Genomic DNA, 14,741 nt, shown 5'->3' with positions numbered 1-14,741 from the left:
AGGTTCGGCGGTAAAGGGTCTGAGGATTAGGGAACGAGTGCCGCGTGCTCGCGGTACCAGATGGCACGCACCTGGTCACCGCGGTGGAAGGGCGCGGTGTCATCGGGGGCGTGGTCGTTGTGCCGCTCGGCGACGATCGTGAGCCCGTAGTCGGTGGTGACGATGTACCGCGTCGCCGGGCCGGTGTACACGGTCTCGGTGATGGTGCCGATGACGCTCGTTTCCGCGGCCGACATGGACGCGTCGGTCGCGGCAAGACGGACGCGCTCGGGTCGCACACTGATCGCGCCCTCGGCGCCGGCGAGTTCTCGCGCAAGGTCCGCGGGAATCAGGTTGGAAATGCCGAGGAAACTGGCAACGAACGCCGTCTGCGGGTACTCGTACACCTCTCGCGGAGTTCCGACCTGCTCGACACGACCCTCGTTGAAGACGGCGATGCGGTCGCTGAGGGTGAGCGCCTCCTCTTGGTCGTGCGTCACGAAGACGAACGTGATGCCGACCTCGCGCTGAATCTGCTTGAGCTCGATTTGCATCTGTTCGCGTAGCTGCTTGTCGAGGGCACCGAGCGGCTCGTCGAGCAGCAGGACCCGGGGGCGCAGGATGAGCGCGCGGGCGAGAGCGATGCGTTGACGCTGACCGCCCGACAACTGGTGGGGCAGTCGGTCGGCGACGTGACTGAGGCGCACCTGCTCGAGCGACTCTCCGACGCGTGCGGTGATCTCAGTCTTCGGGGTCTTGCGGACCTTGAGTCCGTAGGCGACGTTTTCCGCGATCGTCATGTGCGGAAAGAGCGCGTAGTCCTGGAAGACCGTGTTGACGGTGCGGTCGAAGGGTGCCGCGGCCGTGACGTCCTGCCCGTCGAGCAGGATCTGTCCCGAGGTGACGTCTTCAAAGCCCGCGATCATGCGCAGCACCGTGGTCTTGCCCGATCCCGAGGGCCCGAGCATCGAAAAGAACTCGCCCGGCGCGACCGTCAGATCGAGTTCACGCACGGCCACCATGTCGCCAAAGTGCTTCGAGACCCCCCGCAGTTCGACCCCCGCTGTCTCGCTCGAAGGAGCGTCGGGGGTGGTGGCCGGGGCCGTCGTGTCCGTTGCGGGCATTGTCGGCAAACTCCTTCGAGCGTCATCGGGTCGAGGCTATAAACGCTAAAGCTATAGTTTCAGAACTTATATTTCAAGCGCGTGACGAAGGTGTGACGAAATGGGTTCGATCACGAAACCCACGCGGTGCTCCCCCCTGCTCACCTCGATCGGCGAGAATGAGACCATGTCGGCCCGATCACCCGCCCACCGCCAAGGCCGGCCAGCACGCTTGCTGAGTGCGGTCTTTCAGCCCATCGGGGATGAAGGCCGTGCATCTCTCGTTGAGCGCCGCATCGCCGATGCGATTCGCGGAGGGGTGCTCCACGCGGGCGAGAAGCTGCCGAGCGAGCAAGACCTGGCTCAAGCCTTCGGGGTGGCCCCCGCCACTGTCCGTGAAGCGCTTATGTCACTGCGGTCACGAAAACTCGTCGTCACACGGCGAGGCCGAGGGGGGGGCAGCTTCGTGGCCGACAGCGCCGACCCGATGGCGTTCACGACCGAGGCGCTGCTCGCGACCACGCGCGTGTCGCTGCGAGACGCCGCGACCCACTACCTCGCCATCACCCGCGCGTGCGTCGAGCTCGCGGCCCGCCGCGCCGATCCCAGCGAGGTCGAGCTGATCCGCGCCCGCGTGCACCGCGCCCACGGCGGCGACCTGCGCATGTGGCGGCGCATCGTCGACGACGCCGTCATCGAGCTCGCCGCCCTCAGCCAAAGCGCGCGGCTGACCCGCGAGCAGATGCGCCTGCAGGCCGAACTCTCGCCATTCTTTGCTCTCATCGATCAAGACGAGGCGGAACAGCGCCGACGCCTGGAGGCGATGGACAGCATCCTGAACGCGGTCGCCGAGGCCGATGCGTCGCGGGCAGGCAACCTCGTCGCCGACGCCGTCGCGCACGATGTCACCTGGCTGATCGACCATCGAGCCGAATTGGAGGCACAATGATCTCCTCACCCCACCCGTTCGAACCGTTGAAGAGGGCCGTTCGATGACGATGCACGCGCCACCCGCGACCGGCAGTCCGTCCACGATCGTCGCCGACTACTTCGGCCAGGCGATCGACGAGCTCGAGAGCTGGAAGGCGAAGTTCTCCGATGACCTCGCGGCGGCGCGCGCCCGCGGACCCGTCACGACCGACACCCTGGATGCTCTGGTCGCCCCATACGCCCTCAGCACCTTCGACGCTCTCGACCTTCCCGTGTACGGCTCGGGCTTCATTGCGGCACTCAACTCGCTCGCCGACGCCAGCAGCCACCTGGCCTGGTGGCAGGGCGCGGACCGCGCGCGGCTGGTCCTCGCCGCCCAGTCAGTGAGCAAAGAGGCGATCGACTACTCCGAGCTCGAGTGGTATCGCGTGCCCCACCAGACAGGCGAGGCTCACGTCGCCGGCCCGTACGTCGACTATCTGTGCAGCGACGAGTACACGATCACGATCGCCTCCCCGATCTTCCTCGACCGGGAATTCGTCGGCGTCGCCGGGCTCGATCTGCTCATCGACCAGGTCGAGCGCGACCTCACACCGCGCCTCGCGCCGCACGGTTCAGACATCTCGATCGTGAACGGCGTGGGCCGCGTGCTGCTGTCAACGAGTCCGCACCGCGAGACGGGTGACTCCATCCGCGGCGCGGAACTCGCATCACTCACCCGCACGGCGTGCCCGGGCATGGCCCTCGAGGTCGTGTCAGGCTAACGGCGTTACGCCGAGACGCGACCGCCCCGCACCCGCGCGACGGCGAGGGCTTCCGCCGCGTCGAGCGGCGTGACGCCGTCGGCGCGCGCCGCCGCAAACACCTCCTCGAGCGTGTCGCCGATGCCGTGAAGGCGACGCTCGATCTCGTCGACCGACGCTCCCTTGCTCGCAAGGGCCAGGTGGATTACGCCGCCGGCGTTCACGAGAAAATCGGGGGCGTACAGGATGCCGCGGGCTGCGAGACGGGCCGCTCCCGAGCGGTCGGCGAGCGGATTGTTGGCAGGGCCGACGACGGCCCGAACGGGCAGGGCATCGATCGTTTCGTCGGTGAGCACCCCACCGAGGCCGGCGGGAACGAAGAGGTCGCCCGGGGTGGTGAGCGCAGCATCCACGTCGATCCAGTCGGCACCGAGTTCGTCGGCGAGCGCGCGACGCGACGCGACGATGTCGGTGACGGCGAGCGAGGCTCCGGCAGCCGCGAGGCGGCGCGCGAGGCGGCCACCGACCTGACCGAGACCGGAGATCACGATGCGGCGGCCGGCGAGCGACGCAGAACCGTCGAGCTCGGCGAGCGTGCGTTCGATCGAGACGAAGACGCCGAGCGCCGTGCCGTCAGCGGGCTCACCTTCGCCGCCCTCTTCGGGCGGGAGACCGACGACGTGCCGGGTGCGCTCATGCACAACGAGCATGTCGAGTTCGCTCGTGCCGACGTCTTCAGCCGTGATGTAGGCGCCGCCGAACTGTTCAACGAGGTCACCCATGTCGTGCAAAGCCGCCGTGCGTCGCTCGGCGTCGAGCTCGTCGTCGGGAGCGAGGGCGATGACCGCCTTACCGCCGCCGTAACCAATGTCGGCGAGCGCGTTCTTCAACGTCATGGCCGCCGAGAGGCGCAGAACATCACCGAGTCCGTCGCTCCAGTGGCCGTAGCGCCACATGCGGCAGCCGCCGAGGCCGGGGCCGAGAGCCGACGAGTGAAGGGCGACCGCCATAGTCAGGCCGCTGCGACGGCCAACCGCCGTCGTCACGCGTTCGTGGGTGAAATCGGGCAGGGTGTGCAGGGTCATCATTGTCCTCGCGGTGTCTCGGCGTCGGCTTCTGGCCGGCGACGTGGTGCGTCCTCGCGGGGTGCCGCAAGGCTTGTGATCATGATGCCAGCACTTGGCACCCAGCGGGCGCTCGCTTTTCGCCGGGTTGTCGTTCAGCGATGCGCCGTAGCGTCAAACCTGCGCGCGATGCGCCCCCTCGCGCATCCATGCCTGTCGGAAGGAATCTCATGCGCAGCAGCTCGTCCTCGTCGTCGATGTTTGACCTTCGCGAAGCCGTCGAGGGCCTGCGCGACGCCTTCACCCCACGCGGCGACAAGGCTGACCACACTCCCCACCGCGATGTGCGCGCGGCCGTGCTCATGGCGTTGCTCGACCACGCCCGCACCGGTGCCGAGATCATCGACACGATCGCCGCCGACGCGGACGGCCACTGGCGGCCGAAGCCGGGCGCGGTGTACCCCCTGTTGCAGTTGCTCGCCGACGAAGGCCTCGTCGCGTCCGAGCAGCGCGACGAGAAGAAGGTGTACGCGCTCACCGAGGCGGGGCGCACAGCGGCCGAGCAGGCCGCCGCCGACCACGCCGAGCATGCTGACAACCACGACCACGCCGCGGGACACCACCGGGGTGGCCACGGCGCGTGGAAGGCGCCGCAATTCCCGCGCATGGACGAGCACGATGTGCTCGTTCCGAAGTCGGGTGCGAAGCTCGCCCAGGCCGCCGCGCAGGTCGCCCAGGTCGGCACTGCCGACCAAAAGAAGCGTGCCGCCGAGCTGCTCGACGAGACCCGCAAGCGCCTCTACGCCATCCTCGCCGAGGACTAGCCCGTGCCCGACCCGTCGGTCACGGCGGCTAGACGCCCCGCACCGACCCCCGATCAACAGCGTGCGCTGAAGGCTCGATACCGCCGCATCATGCGGTTTGCCACCCGCGTTCTCGTGCAGGCGTGGTGGTTCGAGCTCGTCTTGCCGCGCTTCGGACTCGGCGGTCTTGCGGCACGGGGGCGTATCCGACGCCTGCAGAAGGCCGCCCGCCGCTTCCACCGCCTCGCGGCCGACCTCGGCGGGCTGATGATCAAGGCCGGGCAGTTCCTGTCATCGCGCCTTGACGTCCTGCCGCGCGAAATCACCCAAGAACTCGAGGGCCTGCAAGACGAGGTCGCCCCCGAGCCGCTCGACCGCATCGTCGCTCAAATTGAGCGTGAGCTCGGCATGCCGCTCGGCGTCGCCTTCGCCGCATTCGACGACACCCCAATCGCGGCGGCCTCGCTCGGCCAGGCCCACCGCGCGCGCCTCTCCCCCGGCCTCGCGGCCGAGCTCGGTATCGACCAGGTCGTGGTGAAGGTGCTGCGCCCGGGCATCGAAGAGATCGTCAAGGTCGACTTGACCGCGCTGCGACGGGTGGGCCGCATCCTGTCTCGCGTGAAGTTGGTCGCAAACCGCACCGACGCACCGGCGCTCGTCGAAGAGTTCGCCACGACGAGTCTCGAAGAGATCGACTATCTGAACGAGGCGGCCTACGCCGAGCGTTTCGCCGCCGACTTCGCCGACGACGCCCGCATGCGCACCCCCGCGATCATCTGGGAGCGGTCGGCACGCCGCACGCTCACCCTGCAGGACGTCACGGCGATCAAGATCACCGACGTCGCGTCGCTGCGCGCCGCCGGCATCGATCCGGATGCTGTCGCCGCCGAACTCGCGCGCGTCACCTTCCAGCAGCTCTTCATCGCGGGCTTCTTCCACGCCGACCCGCACCCCGGCAACATCTTCGTGACCCCTGGCCCCTCCGGCGGGCCCGACGACTGGACCATCACGTACATCGACTTCGGGATGATGGGCGAGATCACGCCCGGCCTACGCGCCGGGCTGCGCGCGTTCATCCTGGCTGCCGTCGGCCGCGACGGGCCGGGACTTGTGCAGGCGATGCAGCGCCTCGGAGTCCTGCTGCCCACCGCTGACATCGACGAGCTCGAACGCGCGATGACCGCCCTGTTCGATCGCTTCGGCGGCATGGGCGTCGCCGAGCTCACGCAGGTCGACCCGCGCGAGCTCGAACAGTTCGCTCGCCGCTTCAGCGAGACGGTGCGCACGCTGCCCTTCCAGCTGCCCGAGAGCTTCCTGTTGTTGATTCGCACGGTGTCGCTGCTGTCGGGCGTCACGAGCGCCCTGAACCAGGACTTCAACATCTGGGATGCCGTTGACCCGTTCGCGAAGACCCTGGTCGCCGCTGGCCGCTCCGGCGGCATCGACGGGGTTGTCGACCTGGGCCAGCAGGCCGTCGGCTACGCATCGACGCTCGCGCGATTGCCGCGGCGCATCGACCAGTTGGCGGCGAAGGCGGAGCGCGGCGACCTCGCGCTGCGCATGCCCGAGACCGATCGGAGGATGCGCGCACTTGAGCGCTCGGTCGGCCGAGCAACCTCGGGCTTACTCGTGATCGGTCTCCTCATCGCCGGGGCAGTGCTGCGAAGCGCGGGTGACCCCCTCGGCACCGTGCTGATGATCGTCGCCGTCGTGCCGCTTCTGCACATCGTGGTGGGTTCGCGGTTTCCCTAGCGCGATTCGCGGGCCGGGGCGGCGTCATATGCCGTGACCGAAATAGGTCGCCCCATTAGGCTGAAAGGTGCTCCGCGAGGGAGCGGCACATCGATCTCCGGAGGGAGGCCCTGTGGCCGGAAACGCCACCGTTCGGTTCGAGAACGTCGCACTGCTCTCGGTGGCGAGCGTGCTTCCGTCCCGCGTGACAACCTCGGACGACATCGAAGCACAACTCGCGCCAGCTCTTGAGCGCCTCAAACTGCGCAGTGGACTCTTGCGCCGCGTCGCCGGAGTGAACGAGCGGCGCAATTGGGCTGAGGGTGAAACGGTCGACTCCGCAACGATCACCGCTGGCCAGCGGGCCCTCGCCGACGCGGGGGTGAGCCCCGACGAGGTGGGGTTGCTCATCAACACCTCGGTCACCCGGATGAACCTCGAGCCGTCTGTCGCCGTCGGCCTGCACCATGGGCTCGAGCTTCCGAGTTCTGCCATCAACTTCGATGTCGCCAACGCCTGCCTCGGCTTCATTAATGGCATGTCGCTCGCGGCCACCATGATCGAGTCGGGGCAGATCCGACACGCGGTCGTGGTTGCCGGTGAGAACGCCGACGACATCCAGATGAACACGATCGACCGGTTGCTCGCCTCGAACGGCAGCCGCGACGACTTCATGCAAGAGTTCGCGACTCTCACCCTCGGGTCGGGGTCGGCGGCGGCCGTTCTCGGGCGCGCCGATGAGCATCCGAACGGTCACCGCGTCCTCGGCGGCGTGACGCGCGCGGCAACCCAGTTCCATCAGCTTTGCGTCGGCAGCGTCGACGGCATGTTCACCGACGCGAAGGCGCTCTTGAAGGGCGGCCTCGACCTCGTCGTGTCGGCGTGGAGGGACGCCTCGACAGACTGGAACTGGTCGTCCATGACGCGCTACATCACCCACCAGGTGTCGTCGATTCACACCTCCTCGCTCGTGAAGGCCGTGGGACTCGACCGCTCGCGCGTGCCGACCACCTTTCCCACGTTCGGCAACATCGGGCCCGCGTCGGTGCCGATCACTCTGGTCGAAGAACAGCACGCGCTGAAGCGTGACGACCGCGTGCTGCTCGTCGGCGTCGGCTCCGGCCTCAACACGGCGATGCTGGAGCTCGCCTGGTGAGTGCCCTCACGACGCCGCTCCCGGCGGGACTCCCCGACATCGACCCGAGTTGGAGCCGGGTCGTTCGGGTCGCCGACTCGGCCACGGGCGACGCGCACGACTGGCACCTGCTCGACACGGCGGGCGCACTCGACCGACTCGGGGTGAGCCCGGTCGGCACGATCCTCGCCGTGCACGGCAACCCCACGTGGTCGTACCTGTGGCGGCGCATCGTGGGCGCCAGTGTCGAGGCGGCGGCGACGGGAGCACCCGCCTGGCGGGTCATCGCCGTCGACCAGCTGAACATGGGCTTCTCGGCCCGCACCGGGGCGCCCCGCACGCTTCAGCAGCGCGTCTCTGACCTCGGCGACCTGACCGACGAACTCGGGCTCGCCGGGCCCGTCGTGACGCTTGGACACGACTGGGGCGGTGTCGTCGCGCTCGGGTGGGCGGTCGACCACCCCGAATTGCTCGCCGGAATCACCTCGCTCAACACCGCCGTGCACCACCCCGAGGGCGTGCCGATCCCCGCGCCGCTGCGGCTGGCGACGGCGCGCGGCGTGCTGGCCACCTCGACGGTGACGACCCCCGCGTTCCTCGAGGCGACGCTCGCGCTCGCTCGCCCCGCTCTCGCCCCCGAGGTGAAAGACGCCTACCGCGCCCCGTATCGATCGGCGGCTGACCGATCGGGCATCGGCGCGTTCGTCGCCGACATTCCCGTCGACGACGGTGACGCCAGCTTCGGTGAGCTGCGCCGCATCGCCGCGGGGGTCTCGATGCTGACCGTCCCCGCACTGCTGCTCTGGGGTCCCGACGACCCGATCTTCGGCGACCGTTACCTCGACGACCTCGTCGACCGTCTGCCGCACGCCGACGTGCACCGCTTCGAAGGCGCCGGGCACCTCATCGCAGAGGATCGCCCCTACGCGGATGCCGTACTCACGTGGCTTGCGGACCGCGTCGCCCCCGGGGCGGCGGCTCCGCTGGCGACGCGGGATGCGCATCCCCCGATCGATGACGCCCCGTACGCGCCGCTGTGGTCGGCCCTCGACCGGCGGCGCGAGGATGACGCCGACGCGATCATCGACATGGCCGCGCGCGGCGGGCGTACGCGGCACGTCAGTTGGCGCCGACTCGACGACCGGGTGCGGCGCATTGCCGCGGGACTCGCGAGCGGCGGAGTGCGCCGCGGGCAGCGCGTGTCGGTTCTGGTTCCTCCTGGGCCGACCCTCACGGCGGTGATCTACGCGTGCCTGCGCATCGGCGCCGTCGTCGTCGTTGCCGACGCGGGCCTCGGCGTGCGCGGCCTCTCGCGGGCTGTGCGTGGCGCATGGCCCGACGTGGTCATCGGCGAGGTGAAGGGGCTTGCCGCGGCGAAGACGCTGGGCTGGCCGGGCGTGCGCATCTCGACGGCGACGCTGCCGTGGGCATCGCGGCGCGCCCTGGGCGTGTCCCACAGCCTGGCCAAGATCGCCGCGCGCGGCACCGGAGCGTCGCTGCCGGCCGAACCGTCACCCGACGACCTCGCCGCGATCCTCTACACCTCGGGCTCGACCGGGCCCGCGAAGGGCGTGCGGTACACGCACCGGCAGCTGTCGGCCGTCCGCGACGTGCTGGCCGCACACTTCGCCATCACGGAGGAGACGGGGCTCGTCACCGGCTTCGCCCCGTTCGCGCTGCTCGGCCCCGCCCTCGGCACGCGCTCGGCGACCCCCGACATGGACGTTTCGGCCCCGCGCACCCTGACTGCCCGCGCGGTGGCCGCCGCGGTGCGCGCCGCCGACGCGCGCATGGTCTTCCTCTCGCCCGCCGCGATCCTCAACGTTGTGGCGACGGCGGGCGAGTTGACCGACGATGACCGTGACGCGCTCGCCGAGGTGGCGACGTTCCTGTCGACGGGGGCGCCGGTCGGCGAGCCGCTACTTGCGGCGACGGCCGCGCTCATGCCGAACGCCGAACCGCATACGCCATACGGCATGACCGAGTGCCTGCTCGTCACCGACATCACGCTCGACGGTATCCGCGCGTCGGCGACCGCCCCCGATCGTGGCGTGTGCGTGGGTGTGCCGATCGGTAGCAACCGGGTGCTGATCAGCGCCCTCGACTCGGGTGGTCGCCCGGTCGGCCCGCCAGCGTCCGAGCCGGGCGTGCTCGGCGAGGTCGTCATCTCGGCCCGACACCTGAAGTCGTCGTACGACCGGCTGTGGCTCACCGACCGCGCCGCGGCAGACAACACGCCTGACGACGGTGGCCGATGGCATCGCACCGGCGATGTCGGCCACCTGGATGCTCAGGGTCGCCTCTGGATCGACGGTCGCCTCCCGCACGTACTCACCACCGCCGACGGGCCGGTCGCGCCGGTCGGCCCCGAGCAGGAGCTCGAGCGCAGCGGGCGCGTGCGGCGCGCGGCCGTCGTCGGCGTCGGGCCGGAAGGCCTGCGGCAGGCGGTCGCCGTTGTCGAGACCGTTCCCGCGGTAAGCCGACCGGGCCTCGCTCCGGCCGACCTCGCGGCTGAGCTGCGGGCCCTCTCGAGCCTGTCGCTCGTCGCTGTGCTGACTGTTCCCGAGCTTCCGACCGACATTCGCCACAACTCGAAGATCGACCGCCGGCGGCTGTCGATGTGGGCCGATGCGACGCTCGCGGGTGGACGGATGGGGCGACCGTGATTGTTGCGGTGACCGGAGCATCCGGCTATCTGGGCGGAGCCGTCGCGGCGGCCCTCGTGGCCGACGGGCACGAGGTGCGCACGCTGCAACGCCGGCCGTCGGGTGTTGACGGGGCCACCGACTTTCTCGGCTCCGTCACCGACGCCGCCCTCGTGCGCGAGGCGTTCACCGGGGCCGAGGGCGTGATCCACTTGGCGGCCAAGGTGTCGCTGGCGGGCGACCCGGCCGAGTTCGACCGCGTGAACGTTGACGGCACCCGCGTTGTGCTCGACGCCGCCGAGTCAGCGGGGGTCTCGCGTTTCGTGCACATCTCGTCGCCGTCGGTCGCACACGCGGGCTCTGCGCTCGCCGGCGTCGGCGCCGAGCCCGCATCGCCCCAGGATGCTCGGGGCGAGTACGCGCGCACGAAGGCGCAATCAGAATTGCTGGCCCTCGCCCGCGATTCCGACGCGATGGCTGTCGTTGCGATCCGCCCGCACCTCGTGTGGGGGCCGGGCGACCCGCAGCTCGTGGCACGTATCGTCGACCGTGCGCGGCGCGGCCGCCTGCCGCTGCTCGACGGAGGCCGGGCGCTCATCGATACCACCTACATCGACAACGCTGCCTCCGGCATCGTCGCGGCGTTACGTCGCGCCGACGTCGCACATGGCCGCGCCTTCGTGCTGACCAACGGCGAGCCGCGGCCGGTCGGCGAGCTGCTCGCCGGAATTTGCACCGCCTCGGGTGTGCGGCCGCCCGCGTGGAGTCTGCCCGCCGGTATCGCTCGCGCCGTCGGCTCGCTCATCGAGCGCGTCTGGGCGGTGCGGCCCGGCACCGACGAGCCGCCGATGACGCGGTTCCTCGCCGAGCAGCTGTCGACCGCGCACTGGTTCGACCAGCGCGCCACGCGCGAAGCGCTCGACTGGGCGCCGACCGTCACCCTCGACGAGGGCCTGCGCCGCCTCGCCGCGCACAGGTGATGCAGAAAGCAGCGGCCGGGCGGGCTTCCAGTCGATCCGAACTGATCGGGCCGCCGCACTCGCGACACGTGCCGTAGTCGCCAGAAGCGACCCGGCTGAGGGCTGCATCCAGTTCGCTGAGCTCGCGTTCGGCGTCAGCCACGAGGCCAGCAGAGTGCGACCAGAGCTGCGAGGTGGTGGCGCCCTCCGGGTCGTGCTCGTCGTCGTCGGAGTTCTCGGAGCGTAGTCGCTGCACCGCATCCAGTTCTCGACGCAAGCTGTCGACCCGGGCGGCCACGTCAGCGCGGCGTCGCTCCAGCGCCGCGCGCGCAACGCCCCTGCCCTCAGGCCGATTACTCACCCCTCCAGTGTGCGCCACGGCCCCGAATGGGCAGTCGTGGCGGGATGAACGCGGAGGGAAGCCGCCACAACTGCCCACTCACCACGCCGTTGCGTCAGTCTCAGCGCGCGGCGAGCACCTCGCGAAGCGCATCCACGACGCGGGTCGCGCGGTCGTCACCCGCCTCCATCTCGTTTGTCAGGAACGCGAAACCCACGCGGTGGTCGGGGTCGGGAAAGGCCACCTGGCCGCCGGCGCCGTCGTGCCCGAGCGAGGTCGGGGTCAGATAGCGACGGGCCTCCGAGTCGAGCTGGAACCCCATGCCCCAGCGCAGCCACGGCCCCGGCGCGGCGAAGTGCGGCGCCCCTTCGGAGCGCACGCGCGTCGCGCGCTGGCGCGTTCCCGCATCCGGGATGCGCGTGCCCGACGACGTCTCGATCGTCTCGTTCGACAACGACGAGCTCGCCGCCTACCTGCGCCCCGGCCTCACCACCATCGCGCTCCCCCACGAAGACATGGGCCGGCGCGCTGTGGACGCGCTGCTCTCGCCGGGCGACACGGGCGAGCTGCTCGTCCCCATGCCGGTCGTCACCCGCGAATCGATCGCGACGCCGCGGTAGACCGGGCCGTTACCAAACCCACTGGCACTTACCAGCCCCGCCCAAGGCGCCGCTCAGGCCCCGGCGAGGGCCTGCCCAGCGCTCAGACATAGCGTTCTCCTATGACTCCTCGAACCAGGTCTGACCGTCGAATTTACACGTCTGTTCTCGTCATCGGGACGGGCGGATCGGGCCTGCGTGCGGCGATCGAACTGTCGGAACGCGGGGTCGACGTGCTCGCCGTCGGCAAGCGGCCGAAGAACGACGCCCACACGGCTCTGGCCGCAGGTGGCATCAACGCTGCGCTCTCGACGATGGATGAGGACGACAGTTGGCAGCAGCACGCCGCCGACACGATCACCGAGAGCTACATGCTCGCCAACCCCCACACGGTCGAGACCGTCACGAAGTATGCCCACCGCGGCATCGAAGACCTCGAACGGTGGGGCATGCCCTTCGCGCGCGAAGCAGATGGGCGCATCAGCCAGCGCTACTTCGGCGCACACAAGTACCGCCGCACAGCCTTTGCCGGTGACTACACGGGGCTCGAGATTCAGCGCACCCTCGTCTCGCGCGCGACCGAACTGCAGGTGCCGATACTCGACTCGGTCTACATCACGCGCATTCTCGTCAGCGACAACGTGGTGTTCGGCGCCTACGGTTTCGACCTGCGCGACGGCACCCGGGTGACGATCATCGCCGACGCGGTCATCATCGCGGCCGGCGGTCACAACCGCATCTGGCGACGCACCTCGAGCCGCCGCGACGAGAACACCGGCGACTCATTCAAGCTGGCCGTCGATGCGGGCGGCCGTCTGCGTGACGCCGAACTCGTGCAGTTCCACCCGAGCGGCATCCTCGAGCCCGAGAACGCCGCCGGAACGCTCGTCAGCGAGGCCGCTCGCGGGGAGGGCGGACACCTGCTGAACGCTCTCGGAGAGCGCTTCATGGAGAGGTACGACCCCGAGCGCATGGAGTTGTCGACGCGCGACCGTGTCGCCCTGGCCGCGTACACCGAAATCAAGGAGGGCCGCGGCACCGAGAAGGGTGGCGTCCTGCTTGACATCTCGCACCTACCGCGCGAAACGATCATGACGCGCCTGCCCCGCGTCTACCAGACCTTGCTCGAACTGCAGGTGCTCGACGTGACGACGACGCCGATCGAGATTGCACCGACCGCCCACTACTCGATGGGCGGCGTGTGGGTGAACTCCGACGACCACTCGACCGACGTGCAGGGCTTGTACGCGATCGGCGAAGCATCGAGCGGCCTGCACGGTGCCAACCGTCTCGGCGGCAACTCACTCGTCGAGCTGCTCGTATACGGCCGCATCGTCGGCGAGGCGGCCGCAAACTACAGCGCTGGCATCGTGCACCAGCACCGCTCGCGCGAGGCGATCGAGGCCGCCGACGACGAGGTGACCGAACTCCTCATGTCGGACGGCACGGAGAACGTGCGGGCTCTGCAGCGCGATCTGCGCAACACAATGACCGACCACGGCGGTGTGGTGCGCGACGAAGCGGGGCTGCTCGAGGGTCTGCGCCAACTCGACGAGCTGGAGGACCGTCAAACCCGAGTGGGGGTGCACCCCGATCTCGCCGGCTTCTCGGGCCTCGCCCACGCCTTCGACCTGCGCGCGTCGCTTCTCGCCGCCCGCGCGACCCTTGACTGCGCGCTCGAGCGACGCGAGAGCCGGGGAGCCCACAACCGCAGCGACTACCCCGACACGGATCCGGCACTGCAGGTGAACCTCGTGTGGTCGGCCGACGGCACGATCGAGCACGAGCCGATTCCGCCGGTACCCGGCGAGATTGCCGCGCTCATGGAGAACGTGACGCAAGACGGCAAGCTGCTCGAGTAGCCACACGGCGATAAGGGTGCCCACGCGCAGCGACTGGTGCACCTGCTACAGGTTTACTCGAACCCCAGACTAGGGGTCGTCTCACCTCAAGAACTGCTCTTCCGTTCGGGCCAATCGGCAAGGCGTGATGCCAAACCATGTGCACCTGTCACAAGGGCGCGCCAGCTTCGCGCTGCAGAAACAGACGAACTCGTCCGGCTATACCTGGAGGTCCGTAACGTGCGGGAGGTCGCTCGTCAGTTCCGGATTTCTCGGACGACTGTGACAAAGCTGCTAGCTCAGAGAGGAGTAGACACCGATCGAGGGATGAAACCTGAGGACGTGGCACAAGCCATCGAACTTTACTCCCAAGGCATTTCGAGCATCACCATCGGCAAGCAGCTTGGTTTCGACAACCACACTGTCATCGCCGCCTTGCGCGCGCAGAACGTGCCGATCCGAAAAGCACTCGGCCGATAAGTGATCCCTAGTTGCCATCCGGCGGTGCGAGTGGGCTTGCCCAGGATTCCGCTATCGACATCGTGCGGCTGTTCGGTTCGGACTTGGGCGCAAGCCCACCAACGCTCACCATGACTGGGATCTGGGCCGCAACACCCGAGAGGATGCAGGTTCCAGTTGGCAAGATAGGCATCGACTCAAACGACACGCGGTCCAGATAAGAAACGGCCTTCTCGATCGCCCTGATGTCCAGATCATTCACCAGACGATGCAGGAAGTAGTTGTGGAGCTGGGAAATGATGGTCGGCGATATATGGCTCTTCGGACTTTCGGTGGGGGTGAGGCTCGCCGGGTGAGGTCGGGCGGGTAGGGGTCGAGGTCCCCGAGGATCAGAAGCGCTAACTGTCTGA

General features: G+C 69.0%; 15 protein-coding genes and 1 pseudogene. 11 read left to right on the top strand and 5 right to left on the bottom strand.

Annotation, left to right across the window (positions count from 1 at the left end):
* Window positions 1-26: 26 nt before the first annotated feature.
* A complete protein-coding gene (locus tag EV140_RS03390; RefSeq protein WP_130281110.1) occupies window positions 27-1,103 on the bottom strand; it encodes an ABC transporter ATP-binding protein in 1,077 nt (358 codons plus the stop codon).
* A gap of 100 nt (window positions 1,104-1,203) precedes the next feature.
* Here EV140_RS03390 and EV140_RS13455 point away from each other — a divergent pair.
* The 3 genes and pseudogenes from EV140_RS13455 to EV140_RS03380 form a co-directional block, all read left to right on the top strand.
* A pseudogene (locus EV140_RS13455) lies at window positions 1,204-1,524 on the top strand (winged helix-turn-helix domain-containing protein); the annotation flags it as partial.
* Between the two features lie 24 nt (window positions 1,525-1,548).
* Window positions 1,549-2,031: an FCD domain-containing protein gene (locus EV140_RS13450; protein ID WP_241971319.1), complete on the top strand. Its 483-nt coding sequence runs from the start codon at window positions 1,549-1,551 to the stop codon at window positions 2,029-2,031.
* 43 nt (window positions 2,032-2,074) lie between these two features.
* Window positions 2,075-2,776: a cache domain-containing protein gene (locus tag EV140_RS03380; protein WP_130281106.1), complete on the top strand. Its 702-nt coding sequence runs from the start codon at window positions 2,075-2,077 to the stop codon at window positions 2,774-2,776.
* 5 nt (window positions 2,777-2,781) lie between these two features.
* Here EV140_RS03380 and EV140_RS03375 read toward each other — a convergent pair whose 3' ends face one another.
* Window positions 2,782-3,843, bottom strand: coding sequence for a Glu/Leu/Phe/Val dehydrogenase dimerization domain-containing protein (locus tag EV140_RS03375; RefSeq protein ID WP_422386082.1), 1,062 nt, complete (start codon window positions 3,841-3,843; stop codon window positions 2,782-2,784).
* Window positions 3,844-4,049: 206 nt separating this feature from the next.
* Between EV140_RS03375 and EV140_RS03370 the strand changes: the two genes are divergently transcribed.
* The 5 genes from EV140_RS03370 to EV140_RS03350 all read left to right on the top strand — a co-directional run bounded on the left by EV140_RS03370 (window position 4,050) and on the right by EV140_RS03350 (window position 11,113).
* Entirely contained in the window at window positions 4,050-4,643 is a 594-nt protein-coding gene (locus EV140_RS03370; RefSeq protein ID WP_157985590.1) for a PadR family transcriptional regulator, read from the top strand.
* Window positions 4,644-4,733: 90 nt separating this feature from the next.
* Entirely contained in the window at window positions 4,734-6,374 is a 1,641-nt protein-coding gene (locus tag EV140_RS03365; protein ID WP_130281100.1) for an ABC1 kinase family protein, read from the top strand.
* 112 nt (window positions 6,375-6,486) lie between these two features.
* The gene (locus EV140_RS03360) at window positions 6,487-7,509 is read left to right on the top strand and encodes a 3-oxoacyl-ACP synthase III (RefSeq protein WP_130281098.1); all 1,023 of its coding nucleotides are present in this window, start codon (window positions 6,487-6,489) and stop codon (window positions 7,507-7,509) included.
* On the top strand, window positions 7,503-10,154 hold the full coding sequence (locus EV140_RS03355; RefSeq protein WP_130281096.1) for an alpha/beta fold hydrolase: 2,652 nt from the start codon (window positions 7,503-7,505) through the stop codon (window positions 10,152-10,154). Before EV140_RS03360 ends, EV140_RS03355 begins: the two co-directional genes overlap by 7 nt.
* Window positions 10,151-11,113, top strand: coding sequence for an NAD-dependent epimerase/dehydratase family protein (locus tag EV140_RS03350; RefSeq protein ID WP_130281093.1), 963 nt, complete (start codon window positions 10,151-10,153; stop codon window positions 11,111-11,113). Before EV140_RS03355 ends, EV140_RS03350 begins: the two co-directional genes overlap by 4 nt.
* Here the strand turns inward: EV140_RS03350 and EV140_RS03345 are convergent.
* Window positions 11,070-11,453 carry a TraR/DksA family transcriptional regulator gene (locus EV140_RS03345; protein ID WP_198674337.1) on the bottom strand — a complete coding sequence of 128 codons (384 nt, stop codon included), beginning with the start codon at window positions 11,451-11,453 and terminating at the stop codon, window positions 11,070-11,072. The genes EV140_RS03350 and EV140_RS03345 overlap by 44 nt on opposite strands.
* 100 nt (window positions 11,454-11,553) lie before the next feature.
* Window positions 11,554-11,811: a serine hydrolase gene (locus EV140_RS13445; RefSeq protein WP_338418533.1), complete on the bottom strand. Its 258-nt coding sequence runs from the start codon at window positions 11,809-11,811 to the stop codon at window positions 11,554-11,556.
* On the opposite strand from EV140_RS13445, the gene EV140_RS03335 reads away from it, so the two are divergent.
* The 3 genes from EV140_RS03335 (at window position 11,753) to EV140_RS13205 (ending at window position 14,352) form a co-directional block, all read left to right on the top strand.
* On the top strand, window positions 11,753-12,052 hold the full coding sequence (locus EV140_RS03335; RefSeq protein ID WP_185740092.1) for a substrate-binding domain-containing protein: 300 nt from the start codon (window positions 11,753-11,755) through the stop codon (window positions 12,050-12,052). The two genes, EV140_RS13445 and EV140_RS03335, sit on opposite strands and share 59 nt — an antisense overlap.
* 101 nt (window positions 12,053-12,153) lie before the next feature.
* Entirely contained in the window at window positions 12,154-13,893 is a 1,740-nt protein-coding gene (locus EV140_RS03330) for an L-aspartate oxidase (RefSeq protein WP_130281089.1), read from the top strand.
* A 321-nt stretch (window positions 13,894-14,214) separates the two neighbouring features.
* Window positions 14,215-14,352, top strand: a complete 138-nt coding sequence (locus tag EV140_RS13205) for a hypothetical protein (protein WP_157985589.1) — start codon at window positions 14,215-14,217, stop codon at window positions 14,350-14,352.
* Between the two features lie 7 nt (window positions 14,353-14,359).
* Here EV140_RS13205 and EV140_RS13390 read toward each other — a convergent pair.
* The coding region (locus EV140_RS13390; protein ID WP_206750648.1) for an ATP-binding protein at window positions 14,360-14,741 on the bottom strand (382 nt) is incomplete at its 5' end.

Source organism: Microcella alkaliphila (assembly GCF_004216855.1).
Lineage (GTDB): Bacteria > Actinomycetota > Actinomycetes > Actinomycetales > Microbacteriaceae > Microcella > Microcella alkaliphila.
The sequence above is the reverse complement of the archived record's forward strand: the minus strand, read 5'-3'. Positions and strand labels throughout refer to the sequence as shown.

Excerpts from the sequence above, each read along its gene's own strand:
- EV140_RS03390 (WP_130281110.1), bottom strand. The coding sequence starts at position 1,103 with ATGCCCGCAACGGACACGACGGCCCCGGCCACCACCCCCGACGCTCCT.
- EV140_RS03330 (WP_130281089.1), top strand. The coding sequence starts at position 12,154 with ATGACTCCTCGAACCAGGTCTGACCGTCGAATTTACACGTCTGTTCTC.
- EV140_RS03335 (WP_185740092.1), top strand. The coding sequence starts at position 11,753 with ATGCCCCAGCGCAGCCACGGCCCCGGCGCGGCGAAGTGCGGCGCCCCT.
- EV140_RS03370 (WP_157985590.1), top strand. The coding sequence starts at position 4,050 with ATGCGCAGCAGCTCGTCCTCGTCGTCGATGTTTGACCTTCGCGAAGCC.
- EV140_RS03375 (WP_422386082.1), bottom strand. The coding sequence starts at position 3,843 with ATGATGACCCTGCACACCCTGCCCGATTTCACCCACGAACGCGTGACG.
- EV140_RS03365 (WP_130281100.1), top strand. The coding sequence starts at position 4,734 with ATGCGGTTTGCCACCCGCGTTCTCGTGCAGGCGTGGTGGTTCGAGCTC.
- EV140_RS03380 (WP_130281106.1), top strand. The coding sequence starts at position 2,075 with ATGACGATGCACGCGCCACCCGCGACCGGCAGTCCGTCCACGATCGTC.